This window comes from Sphingobacterium sp. B16(2022) (assembly GCF_012030425.1).
Classification (GTDB): Bacteria; Bacteroidota; Bacteroidia; order Sphingobacteriales; family Sphingobacteriaceae; genus Sphingobacterium; species Sphingobacterium anhuiense.
Genome location: NZ_JAAUVN010000002.1, coordinates 976361 through 992266, shown reverse-complemented (window position 1 = coordinate 992266; position 15906 = coordinate 976361). Strand labels below are relative to the sequence as shown.

13 protein-coding genes are annotated in these 15906 nt (G+C 35.1%); 10 read left to right on the top strand and 3 right to left on the bottom strand.

Translation table 11 applies throughout. The features are described 5' to 3' along the window. From HCX49_RS14255 to rodA, 7 genes are all read left to right on the top strand, one after another. The gene (locus HCX49_RS14255; RefSeq protein ID WP_168127450.1) at window positions 1–1656 is read left to right on the top strand and encodes a DNA polymerase/3'-5' exonuclease PolX; all 1656 of its coding nucleotides are present in this window, start codon (window positions 1–3) and stop codon (window positions 1654–1656) included. A gap of 83 nt (window positions 1657–1739) precedes the next feature. Continuing rightward, the gene (locus HCX49_RS14250; protein WP_168127449.1) at window positions 1740–3398 is read left to right on the top strand and encodes a M1 family metallopeptidase; all 1659 of its coding nucleotides are present in this window, start codon (window positions 1740–1742) and stop codon (window positions 3396–3398) included. Between the two features lie 173 nt (window positions 3399–3571). Continuing rightward, the gene (locus tag HCX49_RS14245) at window positions 3572–4597 is read left to right on the top strand and encodes a rod shape-determining protein (RefSeq protein ID WP_021191193.1); all 1026 of its coding nucleotides are present in this window, start codon (window positions 3572–3574) and stop codon (window positions 4595–4597) included. 89 nt (window positions 4598–4686) lie between these two features. Next, complete coding sequence (mreC, locus tag HCX49_RS14240) at window positions 4687–5529, top strand: rod shape-determining protein MreC (RefSeq protein ID WP_132772637.1); 843 nt, start codon at window positions 4687–4689, stop codon at window positions 5527–5529. After that, on the top strand, window positions 5522–6037 hold the full coding sequence (locus tag HCX49_RS14235; protein ID WP_132772635.1) for a rod shape-determining protein MreD: 516 nt from the start codon (window positions 5522–5524) through the stop codon (window positions 6035–6037). Before mreC ends, HCX49_RS14235 begins: the two co-directional genes overlap by 8 nt. Before the next feature lie 35 nt (window positions 6038–6072). Beyond that, on the top strand, window positions 6073–8049 hold the full coding sequence (gene mrdA / locus HCX49_RS14230; protein WP_168127448.1) for a penicillin-binding protein 2: 1977 nt from the start codon (window positions 6073–6075) through the stop codon (window positions 8047–8049). Then, window positions 8042–9307, top strand: a complete 1266-nt coding sequence (gene rodA, locus HCX49_RS14225; RefSeq protein ID WP_132772632.1) for a rod shape-determining protein RodA — start codon at window positions 8042–8044, stop codon at window positions 9305–9307. Before mrdA ends, rodA begins: the two co-directional genes overlap by 8 nt. A 20-nt stretch (window positions 9308–9327) precedes the next feature. Here rodA and HCX49_RS14220 read toward each other — a convergent pair whose 3' ends face one another. Genes HCX49_RS14220 through HCX49_RS14210 form a run of 3 tightly spaced genes read right to left on the bottom strand, consistent with a single transcriptional unit; the run spans window position 9328 to window position 11656 of the window. Beyond that, the gene (locus HCX49_RS14220; protein WP_168127447.1) at window positions 9328–10182 is read right to left on the bottom strand and encodes a nucleoside phosphorylase; all 855 of its coding nucleotides are present in this window, start codon (window positions 10180–10182) and stop codon (window positions 9328–9330) included. After that, window positions 10179–10796: a YigZ family protein gene (locus HCX49_RS14215; RefSeq protein ID WP_021191198.1), complete on the bottom strand. Its 618-nt coding sequence runs from the start codon at window positions 10794–10796 to the stop codon at window positions 10179–10181. The genes HCX49_RS14220 and HCX49_RS14215 overlap by 4 nt, the downstream gene beginning before the upstream one ends. After that, a complete protein-coding gene (locus tag HCX49_RS14210) occupies window positions 10793–11656 on the bottom strand; it encodes a hypothetical protein (RefSeq protein ID WP_021191199.1) in 864 nt (287 codons plus the stop codon). Before HCX49_RS14210 ends, HCX49_RS14215 begins: the two co-directional genes overlap by 4 nt. An 878-nt stretch (window positions 11657–12534) precedes the next feature. Here HCX49_RS14210 and HCX49_RS14205 point away from each other — a divergent pair. The 3 genes from HCX49_RS14205 (at window position 12535) to aroA (ending at window position 15846) form a co-directional block, all read left to right on the top strand. Then, window positions 12535–13359, top strand: coding sequence for a prephenate dehydratase (locus HCX49_RS14205; protein WP_132772628.1), 825 nt, complete (start codon window positions 12535–12537; stop codon window positions 13357–13359). Window positions 13360–13492: 133 nt separating this feature from the next. Then, window positions 13493–14599 carry a chorismate mutase gene (locus HCX49_RS14200; RefSeq protein WP_021191200.1) on the top strand — a complete coding sequence of 369 codons (1107 nt, stop codon included), beginning with the start codon at window positions 13493–13495 and terminating at the stop codon, window positions 14597–14599. Further along, on the top strand, window positions 14599–15846 hold the full coding sequence (aroA, locus tag HCX49_RS14195) for a 3-phosphoshikimate 1-carboxyvinyltransferase (RefSeq protein WP_132772626.1): 1248 nt from the start codon (window positions 14599–14601) through the stop codon (window positions 15844–15846). Before HCX49_RS14200 ends, aroA begins: the two co-directional genes overlap by 1 nt. The last annotated feature ends 60 nt before the right edge of the window (window positions 15847–15906 follow it).

Below are 15906 nucleotides of genomic sequence, written 5' to 3'. Positions count from 1 at the left end.
ATGGATAACAAGACAATTGCTAAAAAATTCAAGTTATGTAGCCAACTGATGGAATTACATAATGAAAACCCATTCAGAACAAAAGCAATTGCCAGTGCATCCTTTAAGTTAGATAAAATACCTTTTCTGCTGGAAACAGCTTCTTTAGAAGAAATAAGCAGTCAGCCCGGTATCGGGAAAAGCACTGCAGAGAAGGTGAAAAAATTAGCCGAAACTGGCTCATTCGATGAGCTAGACGCGATGTTAAGCATTACTCCAGAAGGAATTTTGGAAATGCTTAACATAAAAGGCTTAGGTCCAAAAAAGATACAAATTATCTGGACTGAGCTCCAGATTGAAAGTGTTGGTGAGTTATTGTACGCGTGCAACGAAAACAGGCTCATTGAGGCAAAAGGTTTTGGCCTAAAAACACAAGAGGATATTAAAAAATCCATCGAATTCTCCATATCCAATCAAGGTTGGTTTTTATATGCAAGGGTATTATCCAATGCAAACAACTTACTAGCTTCATTACAAAAGAACTTATCTCCTACCCTGATTTCATTTACTGGAGATTTTAGAAGAAAATGCGAAGTACTTAGCGCTGTTGATATCTTATTGGATACGGATAAACAAACTACTTTAGCTTATCTAAATGCCAATTATGCTGACAGTCTAAAGGAAGAACTTGAATACATTTCATTTCGAGATGAATTAGGATTTTCCTTTCATATATATCTATCAGCAACAGCAGAATTTTACCAAAACTTAATATTAACCACCGGTTCTAAAAAGCACTTAGAATTACTCGATCTAACTTTGGTTACAGCTTTAGGTTCTGAAGAAGAAATCTATGCTAAACAAGGCTTAGACTATATTGAACCTGAGCTTCGAGAAGGGCTGGATGAAGTATTTTTGGCGAAAAATCATCAATTACCCAAATTGATCAATTTTGATGATCTTAAAGGAACTTTACATAATCACTCTACTTATAGTGACGGTGTGCATACCTTAGCTGAAATGGCAAGATATACAAAGGAAGAATTAGGACTAAGTTATTTCGGAATTTGTGATCACTCAAAAACTGCTGTATATGCCAATGGCCTCCCTATTGAGCGGGTGCAAAAACAGTGGGAAGAAATCGATCAGCTTAATCAACAACTTGCTCCCTTTAAAATATTCAAAGGTATTGAGTCTGATATTTTATCCGATGGTTCGTTAGATTATCCAGATGAAATTCTTGCAGGTTTTGATTTTGTAGTCGCATCCGTTCATTCTAATTTAAAAATGGATGAAGAGAAGGCAACTACTAGACTGTTAAAAGCAATAGAAAATCCCTACACGACGATATTAGGACATCCAACAGGTCGCCTCTTATTAAGTAGATCCGGTTATCCACTGGATTATAAAAAAATAATTGATGCTTGTGCGGCTAACAACGTTGTGATTGAAATTAATGCCAACCCGTTAAGGCTTGATTTAGATTGGAGATGGCATCGTTATGCCTTAGAAAAGGGCGTGCTTTTATCAATTAATCCAGATGCTCACCGCACGGAAGGCTTACTTGATATGCATTATGGGATATTTGTCGCAAGAAAAGGAGGATTAAGTGCTAAAAATTGTCTTAATAGCTTTTCACTAACAGAAATTGAAAGCTTTTTTAATAAAAAAAGCTAATAGATCTATTTCTTAGAAAAGATCCCATTTTTTTAAATAGGCAAATTATCTTATATTTAACACTTATATTAAAATTATAAGCGTTGAAAAATCTATCCTATTTAATTCTATTTCTTTTATTATCTCCCTTCCTTGTAAATGGGCAATTATTATCAGACAAAAATGAATTTTCCCGCAAAGATTCTTTAAGAGGTCAACTGACTCCCTTAAGAACCTGTTACGATGTCACCTATTATCATTTAGATGTTGATATTAATATTCCAAAACGTAGCATTGCAGGAAGCAATCTCATTAAATTTAAAACTATTCAAGATTTCAATCGCATCCAGATTGATCTTTTTGATAATATGGCAATTGATAAAATTCTTTACAGGGGTAAACAGCTAAAGTATACAAGAGAATTTAATGCGGTTTTTATAGATTTTCCAACACAGATTAAAGCAAACACACTGGATTCTATTTTAGTGTATTTCTCAGGTACACCACATCAAGCCAACAGAGCTCCTTGGGATGGCGGATTTGATTGGAAAAAAGACAGCAATAACAAACCTTGGGTAGCGAGTGCAAATCAGGGTATTGGAGCAAGCTTATGGTGGCCCAATAAAGATCATCAGTCAGACGAACCCGATAGCGTCTTAATCTCTGTAACAGTGCCTAAAGAACTTATGAATGTTTCTAATGGTCGTCTCCGTAATGTAGAAAACATTGGTAAGAAGAAAACTAAATTCAACTGGTTTGTTTCCAATCCCATTAACAATTATAACATTGCAATCAATATTGGTGATTACGTACATTTTCAAGATAGCTTTAATGGTGAAAAAGGAAAGCTAGATATTGACTACTACGTACTACGTGAAAATATAGAGCGGGCAAAACCGCATTTCGAGGCCAATGTAAAACCGATGCTAAAAGCATTTGAATATTGGTTTGGCCCCTACCCTTTTTATGAAGACAGTTTCAAACTAATTGAAACATCTCATTTAGGGATGGAACATCAAAGTGGTATTGCGTATGGCAATCGTTTTTTAAATGGCTATCTGGGAAGAGATGGTTCTGGAACAGGATGGGGATTAAAGTGGGACTTTATCATCATACATGAAGCCGGACACGAATGGTTTGGAAATAATATCACAGCATCGGATATTGCCGACATGTGGATTCATGAAAGTTTCACCAATTATTCAGAAGCACTTTATATCGATTACTATTTTGGTAAAAAAGCTGGACAAGAATACATACATGGCAATCGAAGAGCAATTCAAAACAAAACACCGATTCAAGGACAATATCATGTTAATAATGAAGGGTCCGGAGACATGTATAATAAAGGTGGTGTACTGCATAACATGATTAGAACAATTATAGCAGACGATGATAAATGGCGATCTATTTTGAGAGGATTAAATGCTAAGTTTTACCATCAGCAGGTTGATTATGATGACATTGTCAATTTCATCAATCAAGAATCTGGTTTAAACTTCAACTCCATATTTGAGCAATATGTGAAGACAACTTTGATTCCTGTGTTATGTATTTCAGAGACAAAAGATGGAAAAGTTCAGGCGAAGTGGAAAAATACAGTCGAAAATTTTGAAATGCCGGTCTATATTGGTACCGCAGATAATAATTTAAAAGCAATTAATATCACGAACAACGACCAAACATTAAATATTCACAATCTAACCAAAGAAAATATAAAGATTGACACTTTTAATTACTACATTGACATACAGAAAAATTAATTTCTGCAGTAAAAACATAAGAAAATGCTTTAATTAACGTTTACTTGTTATCATCCTTAAAGCTCCGCAAAAGAGTTCTAAATTATCAATAAAAAAAATCAAGACTTACCTACAAAAACTAATAATTTTTAGTAGGTTTGCATATTCATAAAAAGTAGCTTAAAATACAGCAAATGGGTTTATTTAACTGGTTTACACAAGAAGTTGCCATCGATTTAGGTACCGCAAATACCTTAATTATCTATAATGACAAAGTAGTAGTTGATGAACCTTCTATTGTAGCCTTTGATCGTACGACAAACAAAGTAATTGCAATCGGACGTCAGGCAATGCAAATGGAAGGTAAGACACACGATAATATAAAAACAGTACGTCCTCTCCGTGATGGAGTTATTGCAGATTTTACTGCCGCAGAACATTTGATTCGTGGTATGGTAAAATTAGTAAATAATGGTAAAAGTTGGTTTTTCCCTTCTTTAAGAATGGTGGTTTGTATCCCTTCAGGAATCACTGAAGTAGAGAAGCGTGCCGTACGCGATTCTGCAGAAATTGCAGGAGCAAAAGAAGTGTATTTAATTCATGAGCCAATGGCTGCCGCAGTAGGTATCGGAATTGATGTCGAAGAACCAATGGGTAACATGATTATTGATATCGGTGGTGGAACAACAGAGATTGCAGTAATTGCACTTTCGGGTATTGTTTGCGACCAATCAATCCGTGTTGCAGGAGATAACTTCGACTCCGATATTGTACAGTATATCCGTAGACAGCACAACATCATGATCGGTGAGCGTACAGCTGAGAAAATTAAGATTGAAGTTGGTGCAGCTCTTCCGGAATTACAGGATCCACCTGAGGATTTCGCCGTTCAAGGCCGTGACCTCATGACAGGTATCCCAAAACAGATCACCGTTTCATATACAGAAATTGCACATTGTTTAGATAAATCGATTTCTAAAATTGAAGAAGCAATATTGAAAGCTTTAGAAATTACGCCTCCAGAGTTGTCTGCTGATATTTACCAAACTGGTATCTACTTAACAGGTGGTGGTGCTCTATTGAGAGGATTAGATCGCAGGATTCAAGCTAAAACTAAATTACCGGTACACATTGCAGAAGATCCTCTTCGTGCAGTAGTGCGCGGTACAGGCATAGCATTAAAGAATATTGGCAGATTTAAGTTCTTAATGCAATCATAATTGCCACAACATAAAATTTTATATGCGATATAGTTGATTTTTCACTATATCGCTTCTTTATTAAATAGCAAAGTAATAATTATTAAACAATGAGAAACCTTTGGTTATTCCTTAGACGTTATAACGCTTTCTTTTGGTTTATCCTTTTTTTTGGATTTTCTATGTTTCTGGTTGTTACTAACAATACCTTTCAGCGTGCTAGTGCATTAAACTCTTCCAACACTATAATTGGCAATATTTACCAAAAAGTGAATTCATGGAAAAGCTACCTGTCACTAACAGAAACAAATGATCAACTTGTAAAAGAAAATGCAAGTTTGAGAACGCAGTTAGAAAACTATTTGACGACCGATACAGTCGCCATGGCTAAAAGACCGGTTATTGATAGTAGTGAATTTGGACGTTATGAGTTTATTATTGCAAGCGTTACAAATAATAGCATTCACCAAAAAAGTAATTATCTCACCCTAAATAAAGGTTCTTTAGCTGGTATTGAAAAAGGAATGGGCGTAATTGCTCCAAATGGTGTGGTCGGTATTGTGCTCAACGTAACACCGCACTTTTCGACAGTTCAGTCTCTACTTCATCCCGACACAAAAATATCAGTAACATTAGCTAATACAGATGTATTTGGTTCTTTAGTTTGGGGCAGCAACGTAGACTACCGTTTTGCAATGGTCAAAGAAATCCCGAATCACGTAAAAGTTAAGACTGCGGAAAAAGTGTTCACTTCAGGCTACTCTGGCCACTTTCCAAAAGGTATACTGGTAGGCGCAGTTGTGGAAACGGGAATATCTTCCGGAGACTCTTTTTTAGATTTAAGAATTCTCTTGAGTACTAATTTTTCAAACCTCCACCATGTATATGTTGTGAAAGATTTATTGGCAAAAGAATTAAAACAATTAGAAGAAACGAATCAGGATAATGGCTAGAATATTACTCTTTAATATCATTCGGTTTTTGGTACTTATTGCCATGCAGGTATTCTTGTTTAAAAATATCGGCTATTATAATCTAGCAAGTCCTTTTCCATATATTCTATTTATCTTTTTGCTTCCTACCGGAATGCCGAACTTTGTATTATTTACAATTGCATTTTTAACCGGACTTTCGGTAGATGTATTTTATGATACACTTGGAGTCAATGCCGCTGCGTGTGTTGCATTAGCCGCCTATCGTGTATTTTTTATGAAAATTACAATTGAAAACGATATGGATACATTCATTACACCAATTTTAGGTGAAATGAATTTTAAATGGTTCTTTTCATATACTTTTTTCGGAACATTGATTCATCACTTTGTTCTTGTCACATTAGAAACATTCAGTTTCAAACAGTTTCAGTACACATTAGCGACTATTGGTTTAAGTTGTATCTTTACAATGGTTATCCTACTCATTTTTAGTTTTCTTTTCTATAAAAGAAAGAGTAGAATTTAGTAATTCCATCGCTTAAAAGGAGGATAAAAGAATTTATGAATAGTTTTTTTGCACGTAAATTTGTCATTCAAGGCATTATTATTAGTATTGCGTTATTAATAATAGCAAGGCTATTTTATCTTCAGATTATAGATGACTCCTATATACATTCTGCTAACAGCAATGTCATGCGGAAAGTTATAGTATATCCCGCACGTGGTGTTATTTTAGATCGTACAGGTCAGGTATTAGTACAAAATGAACCTGTATATGACCTCATGGTTACGCCAAGAGAAGCAAAAGATATCGATACCGCTCTATTATGTCAATTGATTGAAATTGACAAAGAAGGTTTTATCAAACGTATGGATAAAGCCCGTGCACATTCCCCTTATCGTGCCTCCATCTTTGAAAAACAACTATCATCCCGAACGTATGCCCATTTACAAGAGTATTTGTATCGATTCAGAGGTTTCTATGTTCAAAATAGAACTGTGCGAAATTATCCGGATAGTATCGCAGCACAGTTTCTAGGCTATGTAAATGAAGTTACAGAAAAAGATGTGGAGAAGTCAAATGGCTTCTATCGTCCAGGAGATTATATTGGCCGAAGTGGTGTTGAGCGCTCTTATGAAGATTTATTAAGAGGAAAAAGAGGAGTTAAAAACCTCATGGTCGATGCCTTAAATAGACCAAAAGGTGTATTTATGGAAGGACGCTATGATACTTTGGCTGTTTCTGGGGAAGGTCTAGTATCTTCTTTAGACAAAGAACTTCAGATCTTGGGTGAAAAACTGATGAAAAACAAACTGGGATCTATTGTTGCCATTGAACCTTCCACAGGAGAAGTGCTTGCTTATGTAAGTAGCCCCAGTTATAATCCAAATGACATGGTCGGTCGTGAAACAGGTAATAATTATATGAAATTATTAAATGATGAGACCAAACCCTTATTTAATCGTCCAATTCAAGCATCTTATCCCCCTGGCTCTGTATTTAAGGTTGTTGCAGCCTTAACTGCTCAACAAGCTGGCGTTATTGATGAGAACACCTCTTTCTTTTGTCCACATGGTTATAGCTATGGTGGCGGAAGAGGTTTTATGCGCTGTACCCATTACCATGGAGCAACATCTTTGATCAGATCCATTGAAGTCTCTTGTAATACCTATTATGGGTATACTTATGCCAAAATGATTGATTCAAGAGGCCTGTCAGGACCGAAAGCGTACGATCTATGGTACGATGCAATTTCCAAATTTGGTATTGGTCATCGATTAGGAATTGATTTACCTGGTGAAAATGCAGGCTTATTATATAAATCGGAACATTTCACTAAAAGTTACAGAAACGACAAATGGCGTTCATCTTTTAATATTTCATTATCGATTGGTCAGGGAGAAATGGGCGTTACTCCACTGCAGATGGCAAATATTATGGCTATTGTGGCAAATAGAGGTTTTTATTACCGTCCTCACCTTATTAAAGGTATTGGCGATAAAAAGATCGTTAAAAAGGAGTTTACTGAAAAAATATCAGCAGGTGTAGACGCTAAATACTATACTCCGGTAATAGAGGGATTAAGCAGAGCAGTAAATATGGGAGAAGGAACAGCCTTCGCAAATAGAATTGCTGGTATTGAAATGTGTGGAAAAACAGGAACAGCACAAAACCCACATGGTAAAGATCATGCTGTATTCTTTGCATTTGCTCCTAGGGATAATCCTAAAATTGCCATTGCCGTTTTTGTTGAAAATGCTGGTTATGGCGGTGTATGGGCTGGCCCTATTGCCAGTATGATGGTTGAAAAATATATCAAGGATACAATCACAATGCCGAAGCATATTCAAGATCGTATTTACAATGCTAATTTTATGCCTGCTCCAAAAGCAGACCCAAAGAAAGCAGATTTGAAGAAAACTACGGATTCAACTAAATCTAAAAAAGATACCACAAAAAACGTTAACCGTATTGCTGCAGTAATGCCAAAGGAAACAATTGTCCACCATAGTGCTGTAAGGAGAAATCATGAATAACCAAAAAAGTAGTTTTTTCGGAAAGATAGACTGGTTAACCATTTCTTTATGGTTAGCTTTATGTTTGATCGGTTGGTTTAATATACATGCAGCTGTCTATGATCCAGAAAATCCTGGATTATTTAATATGGCAACAAATTATGGTAAACAGTCCATGTACATTGCTTCTGCATTAATTATAGGTATTACCATCTTAATTATAGACGCTAAGTTTTTCAGTTCCGCATCTCCCGTTATCTATGCTGTAGTTGTGCTATTATTAATAGCGGTCTTGGTTATTGGTCGAAATGTTGGTGGAAATCAGGCATGGATTCCTATTGGAAGTTTCAGGCTTCAACCATCCGAATTTGGAAAACTGGCAACCTGTCTCCTCTTGGCCAACTACCTCAGCTCTCAAAGCAACAAAAACCCAAATATGCATACTTTAGCCATCGGTGCTGGTATAGTATTATTCCCCGTATTCCTCGTAATGCTTCAGCCTGATACCGGTTCTGCTCTAGCTTTCTTTTCCCTCATCTTTGTATTCTATCGAGAAGGATATGTCAATAACAGCTTACTTATTTTCGGAGGACTCTGTATTGTCCTATTTGTTATGGCACTACTCGTAAATGCATGGATATTAATTGGCATACTCGCTTTAATTGCGGGCTTTTTCATGTGGACGTTTAGAAAAAAGCGGAAAAATTTAATTAATATAGGAATTCTTTTTGCCGCTTCGTCGGTATTCATATTATGTGTGGATCTTGTCTACAATCATGTTTTACAATCTCATCAAAGAAATCGTATTGATATCATCCTTGGGAAAATGGACGATCCACGAGGACAGGGTTACAATTTAAATCAATCTAAGATAGCAATTGGTTCTGGACAATTTTGGGGTAAAGGCTATCTTCAAGGTACACAGACCAAATACAATTTTGTTCCCGAGCAAAGTACAGATTTTATTTTCTGTACAGTGGGTGAAGAATGGGGATTTGTCGGCTCTACATTTTTAATAGCGATATACTTAACATTATTGCTCCGCATCATTCATATAGCAGAACGACAGCGATCTGCTTTTGCAAGAATTTATGCTTATGGAGTGGCTTCCATCCTATTTTTTCACTTCTTTATTAATATAGGAATGACAATAGGAATTGTACCTGTCATTGGTATTCCATTACCATTCATAAGTTATGGAGGATCTTCGTTATGGAGTTTCACCATTTTACTCTTCATCATGCTAAAATTTGACTCAAATAGAAAAGGAGTTGTTTAATACAACTCCTTTTCTATTTTTTAAAAACGTTCTAAAATCATTTTTATAGCACGATCTACGACTTTATCTGGCTCTGAACTAAAATGTCCCGCTACACGGCTGGCTAAAATAGCATTAATAGATAGCGCTTGATGACCAAACATACGGGATAAAGCATATATTCCAGCAGTCTCCATTTCTAAATTTGTAATTCGTAAACCATCTGACTTGAAGCTATTCGCCAATTGGATCAAATTAGGAAACGTATTTTCAGAGCGCACATTCCTACCCTGAGGTGCATAAAAACCAGGAGCAGTCATCGTCACTCCTTTTGGCAAATCGTAAGCATATTGTGCTAATAAATTTTTACTGGCCTCCGCAACATAAGGCTTTAGATATAAATTCGGAAAAGCATCCCATACTGCTCTTTCCAAAGTTTTCTCATAAGCTGAATAGGGTTTTACATAATATTGCATCAGGGCATCAAAGCCTACTCCAAATGAAGAAGCCAAAATCGTTCCCATTTCAATATCCGATTGAACAGCACCAGAAGTTCCGATTCGAATGATATTTAAACTTGTTAGCTTTGACTTTAATGCTTTTGATTCAAAATCAATATTCACGAGCGCATCCAATTCATTAAAGACAATATCAATATTATCCGTTCCAATGCCTGTTGATATAACAGAAATACGTTTATTACCAATATATCCTGTGTGTGTAATAAACTCCCTTTTTCCCTTCTGAAGTTCAATACGGTCAAAATACTGAGATACCTTTACTACACGGTCAGGATCCCCTACTGTGATAATGGTATCTGCAATATCTTCTGGCATTAAATTCAGATGATAAATACTCCCATCTTTATTCAATATTAATTCTGAATCATTTATCATATTGTCCGCAAATAAGAAAGTTTACAATTATCAATTTTATCAAAACGTGTAATGACCGAATTGACCTGCATTTTTCGTACTTCAATTTCCATATAGCATGTATTATCAAAAACTTGTTTACTGACAGTTATATTCTCTTCTTTAACCACGCGCATCACGTCGTTCATAGCTAAGTAATCAAATTCAATTTTATAGATATCATTGACAGTTTTCTCTACAATCTCTACGGCAGATAAAACCTCTTGAGTCGCCGTTTTATAAGCATTAATCAGACCTGGGACGCCTAATAAAGTTCCTCCAAAATAACGAACCACAACCACAATAATATTTGTTACATCTTGTGATAGTAATACATTTAAAATAGGCCGACCGGCCGTCCCCGAAGGCTCTCCATCATCATTCAGCCGATATACTGTTCGATCCGGACCAATTCGATATGCCCAGCAATGGTGTCTCGCTTTAGGATGTAGGGTTTTTAGATCTGCTATGATTTCCTTCAACTGATCTTCCGTAGTGAATGGGTAGGCATAGGAAATAAATTTACTTCCTTTATCACGAAATATTCCCTCTGCACTTTTTTCAATTGTACGATAAGTATCTTCAAATAAACTCACAAATATGTTATAATTAAAACTGATATAATAGAAAGTGCTAGCCCTAATTTATTGATAGCACTTAATTTTTCTTTAAATAATAAAACACCGACCAGAGCCCCTATTGAAATTACACCAATATTCATCCCTGTGAAAACAATAGAAGGATTATCTGGAATTGCTCGATGAGCTTTCATATAAAACAATATATTCCCAAAATTGAAAAAGCCCAATACAATGCCAAATCCGAAAGATTTAAAAGAAAATGACTGCTTTTCAATTGCTAAGAAATAAATCATAAATAGAAACGCCACAGCTATGGCCAATAAAAAAACAACAAACATAGCTGTAATATAAGGAACAGATTGATGAAGCGCTATTTGTTTAAAAAGAATGTCAATAACACCCATTCCAATAAAAACAATTAAAGGATACAGCAGGCTACCAATCTTATTGTTATTTTTAACATTCCCCTTTTGCCAACCAATGGAACAAATGATAGCAACTAAACCGACTAGAATACCAATTCCTTTATTCCAGGTAATGACTTCCGAAAAAAGTACAAAGGATGCCATTAAAGGAATAAACAGAGACAATCTTTGTGCAATCTCCGTTTTAACCAAACCTGTGTATTGAATTGTCAATGCAATAAAAATAAAAAGTGTTGGAAGTAAAATTGCCAAAGGAATATACAATTCCCAAGGCATTTGTCCAATCTGTATATCTCCGAGGTCTGGCTCTAAAACAAAATAAGTTAGTACTGCTGCTACAGGATAATTCCAGACAATAATTTGTTTGGTGCTTACCTGCTGTAGTTTTGCATACTTTAATAGCACTGCGACCGTAACACTACATAGAACACTTAATAAAACAAAAATCATAAACTTAAATAATTTCGAAAACCGTTTAAAGCTATTCAGGCCTTCTCCTTCAATTTTACGAAATATTCCCCGTATTTCACATTTAGAAGACCTAAAACTGATAAAAGCCAGTTGCTATCTTCAGATAGGAATTAGTGATTGGTATCAAAATTAGCTAGCAATTTTCCAGCGATACAGCTTACTCACTATCCAGCCTTAGTCATTGATGTAGTTTTTATGTTCCGTCATATGAGAAATATCTCCGATAACATAGACTTCTATTTATGCATAACTTAAATAGTGATCGTATGACAAGCAACACACCTTGATATACCTAATCAACTCATTGCGGAGACTAAATGTTGAAAATTTTCAGCTTAATTTTCGATATATTCTAAACAAAAACACAAATAAACCACCAAATTAATGACATAAAATAGTGTTTTTAAAACAAAAATATAACATAAATAAACTTAAAAAAAACACAAAAATAAACTTAAAAAAGAGACAAAATAAACCGATTTTTTTCATAAAAAAATAATCTATATTATAATTTATATGCATTTAAACAAAATAAACAAGGATATCAAACACAAAAAGCACATAAAAAATTACATAAAAAACAGATAAAAAAATAGCTGTTTTTTTCATTAAAAAACACATAAAATTACGACTAAAAAAATATTTAATTTTTATCTTGCATTTATAAAAAACATCCGTATATTTGAAATATCGAAACGAACAAATAATGAAAACGACGACTACATATTTTTTCAATTACTTTTATTTTAGACAATAAGAGCAGGGACGAATTTGTAATTATCACAAGATATTAAAAAGCAAAAGTTCCGATCAACAATCGGAACTTTTGCTTTTTCTAAGAACATATAAAACAAACAATGGGTTTAAAAATTGCAATACAGGGAGTAAAAGCTTCCTTTCATGAAGAAGCATCATTTAAGTACTTCGGTGAAGACATCGAAACGATAGAATGCGATACTTTTAAAAAAACCTGCGAATTATTAAAGCAGAAAAAAGTTGATTATGTTGTAATGGCTATTGAAAACTCAATTGCGGGAAGTATCTTACCCAATTATAATCTTTTGAGAGATTATAAATTCAACATTGTAGGTGAAATTGCCTTAAGCATTCATCAAAATTTATTGGCTTTACCAGGAGTTAAACTTGCTGATATAAAATTCATAGAATCGCATCAAATGGCCATTCGCCAATGCGAAGAGTTCTTGCAGGAATTACCAGATGTTAAAATATCAGAAAGTTCAGATACAGCGGCTTCAGCAGCAAAAGTGGCAAATCAAAAATTAACTGACACTGCTGCTATTGCAGGTACACTTGCTGCAAAAACGTATGGTCTCAATATATTAGAAGCAAAGATTGAAACTAACAAAAAAAATAGTACGAGATTCTTAGTGTTATCCAATGATGTCGAAGAACAAGCAAGTGCAAATAAAGCTTCTTTATCCTTTCAAACAGGAAACTCGGTAGGTTCTTTAGCTTCGATTTTACAATGCTTTGCTGATCAAAATATTAACCTAAGTAAAATCCAATCTATGCCTGTCATAGGAAAAAGAAATGAATATGATTTTTTCGTTGATGTGGAATGGAAAAAGCAATCAGATTATGACGCTGCTATTCGTAAAGTATTAAAACACAGCATCAATTTTAATATTATGGGTGAATATGTAAAAAATGACCGCATATAAGTTCTAGTAAATAAAAAGTAAAAAATAAAACTCACAATAGATATTGAAATCATCATGGCCTAAAGCGCTCGAAAAGTAACGAAAAATGATCATGATAACTTCATAACCACTAAAAAAATAAAATTACATAATAATGAAAAACACATTAGATATCGTCCCTTTAAAATCTTGGTTAGATACAGGAGACAAGCCTTTAATCATAGCAGGACCTTGTAGTGCTGAAACAGAAGATCAATTGGTTTCAACAGCGCATTTATTAGCAAATACTGGTAAAGTAAACATCTTACGTGCAGGTATATGGAAACCACGTACTCGTCCAGGAGAATTTGAAGGTATTGGTTCTATTGGTTTAGAATGGTTGAAAAGAGCAAAAGCAGAGACAGGATTATTGACAGCGACAGAGGTTGCAACAGCGAAGCATGTTGAAGAAGCATTAGCTGCTGGCGTAGATGTGTTATGGATTGGAGCGCGCTCTACTGCAAACCCATTTACTGTGCAAGAAATTGCTGATGCATTAGTTGGAGTAGATATCCCTGTATTCGTTAAAAACCCGGTAAACCCTGATTTATCATTATGGTTTGGTGCTTTAGAGCGTATTAACCGTGCGGGAATCAAAAGATTAGGAGCTATTCATAGAGGTTTCTCTTCTTACGAAAAATCAGCTTTCCGTAACGAACCAATGTGGGATCTTGCGATTCAATTAAAATCATTATGTCCTGATTTGCCAATTATCAACGATCCAAGCCATATCTGTGGTAACCGTGAATTGTTGCCGTACATTTCTCAAAAAGCAATGGATATGGATTTACAAGGATTGATCATTGAATCACATATTGACCCTTCAGTTGCTTGGACTGATGCAAAACAACAAGTTACTCCAGCGGCTTTGGCTGATTTAATTGATCACTTAAACTTACGTAAAGCAGACTCAGATAATCAAGCTTTTGAAGATAAATTAGCAGAATTACGTACAAGCATCGATAAATTAGATGATCTAATTATTCAAAAAATTGGTGAACGTATGAAAATTGCTGAAAAAATTGGCGAATACAAGCGTGATAATAGTGTCACAATCTTACAAGTTAACCGTTGGGACGAAATCGTTCAAAAACGCACGCAGCTCGCTGAAGCATTAACTTTGAGCAATGATTTTGCAGTTAAATTCTTAGAATTAATTCATAATGAATCAATTCGTAAACAGAATGCAATCATGAATACTCAACCTACTGCGGAGGCATAATGAGTCAACAGGTGATTACACTTACTCACCCATCTAAAAGTATTAATGGTACGGTTCAACTTACTGGTTCAAAATCAGAAAGCAACCGTGCCCTTATTATTCAAGCATTGGGAAAAGAGAAAGTACAAATAGAAAATCTTTCGCAAGCTTTTGATACAGTTACACTAAAGAAGGCTCTTCTGCTAGCTACCAATACGCAATCTGAACTAACCAAAATTGATATTGGACCCGCAGGGACCGCAATGCGTTTTTTAACAGCCTATCTTAATCTGATTAAAGGAAATTTCATTCTAACCGGTTCAGAACGTATGCAACAAAGACCTATCGGTATTTTAGTTGACGCGCTCAAGACTATCGGAGCTGATATTCATTACGAAGCAAAATCTGGCTTCCCACCTCTTCATATAGAAGGTGGCATGATTCAGAGTAAGGATAAAATTTCAATTAAGGGAAATATTAGCAGTCAATATATTTCAGCTCTATTGCTCATTGCGGCATCCTTAAAAAAAGGTTTAACACTTGAAATTGAAGGCGAACTTACTTCACGACCTTATGTCACCATGACGTTGAATATGTTGAAAGAAGTTGGTATTCAATACGAATGGTTGCATAATACCATTCATATTCCAAATCAAGAAACAAAGGAAGCAACGATTTATGTCGAACCTGATTGGAGCGCGGCGTCTTATTGGTATGCCATAGTAGCACTTTCTAATTCAGGATCGATCATACTTCCCGGATTGAAAAAAAGTAGTCTACAAGGTGATATAGCAATTGTTGAAATTATGAGCCACTTTGGTGTTGCCTCAGCTTTTGAACAAGATGGTTTACACCTTACAAAAATAAGTGAACCTTCTGGGAAAACATTTTTTGACATGAAAGAATGCCCAGATTTAGCACAGACAGTAGTAGTTATAGCGGCTGCATTAAGACGCGATATATCACTTACAGGTTTAGAAACATTGAAAATTAAAGAAACAGATCGAATTTTAGCTTTAAAAACAGAAATTGCTAAATTCGGAGCAAAATTGATCGAAGATGGAACCACTTATCACATCAAAACTGATGAAGTCTTCGAACCAACAGCTGTTTCTTTCGCCACATATGAAGATCATAGAATGGCAATGGCATTTGCCCCACTTGCATTAATATTCAAAAGTATTAATATTGAGGAACCACAGGTTGTCGAAAAATCTTATCCAGACTTCTGGAAACATTTAGCTGAGCACAAATTTATTATTACTTAGCAAAAAATACCGCAATAATGCTCCTATTATTGCGGTTTTACCTATATTTATAGAAATTAT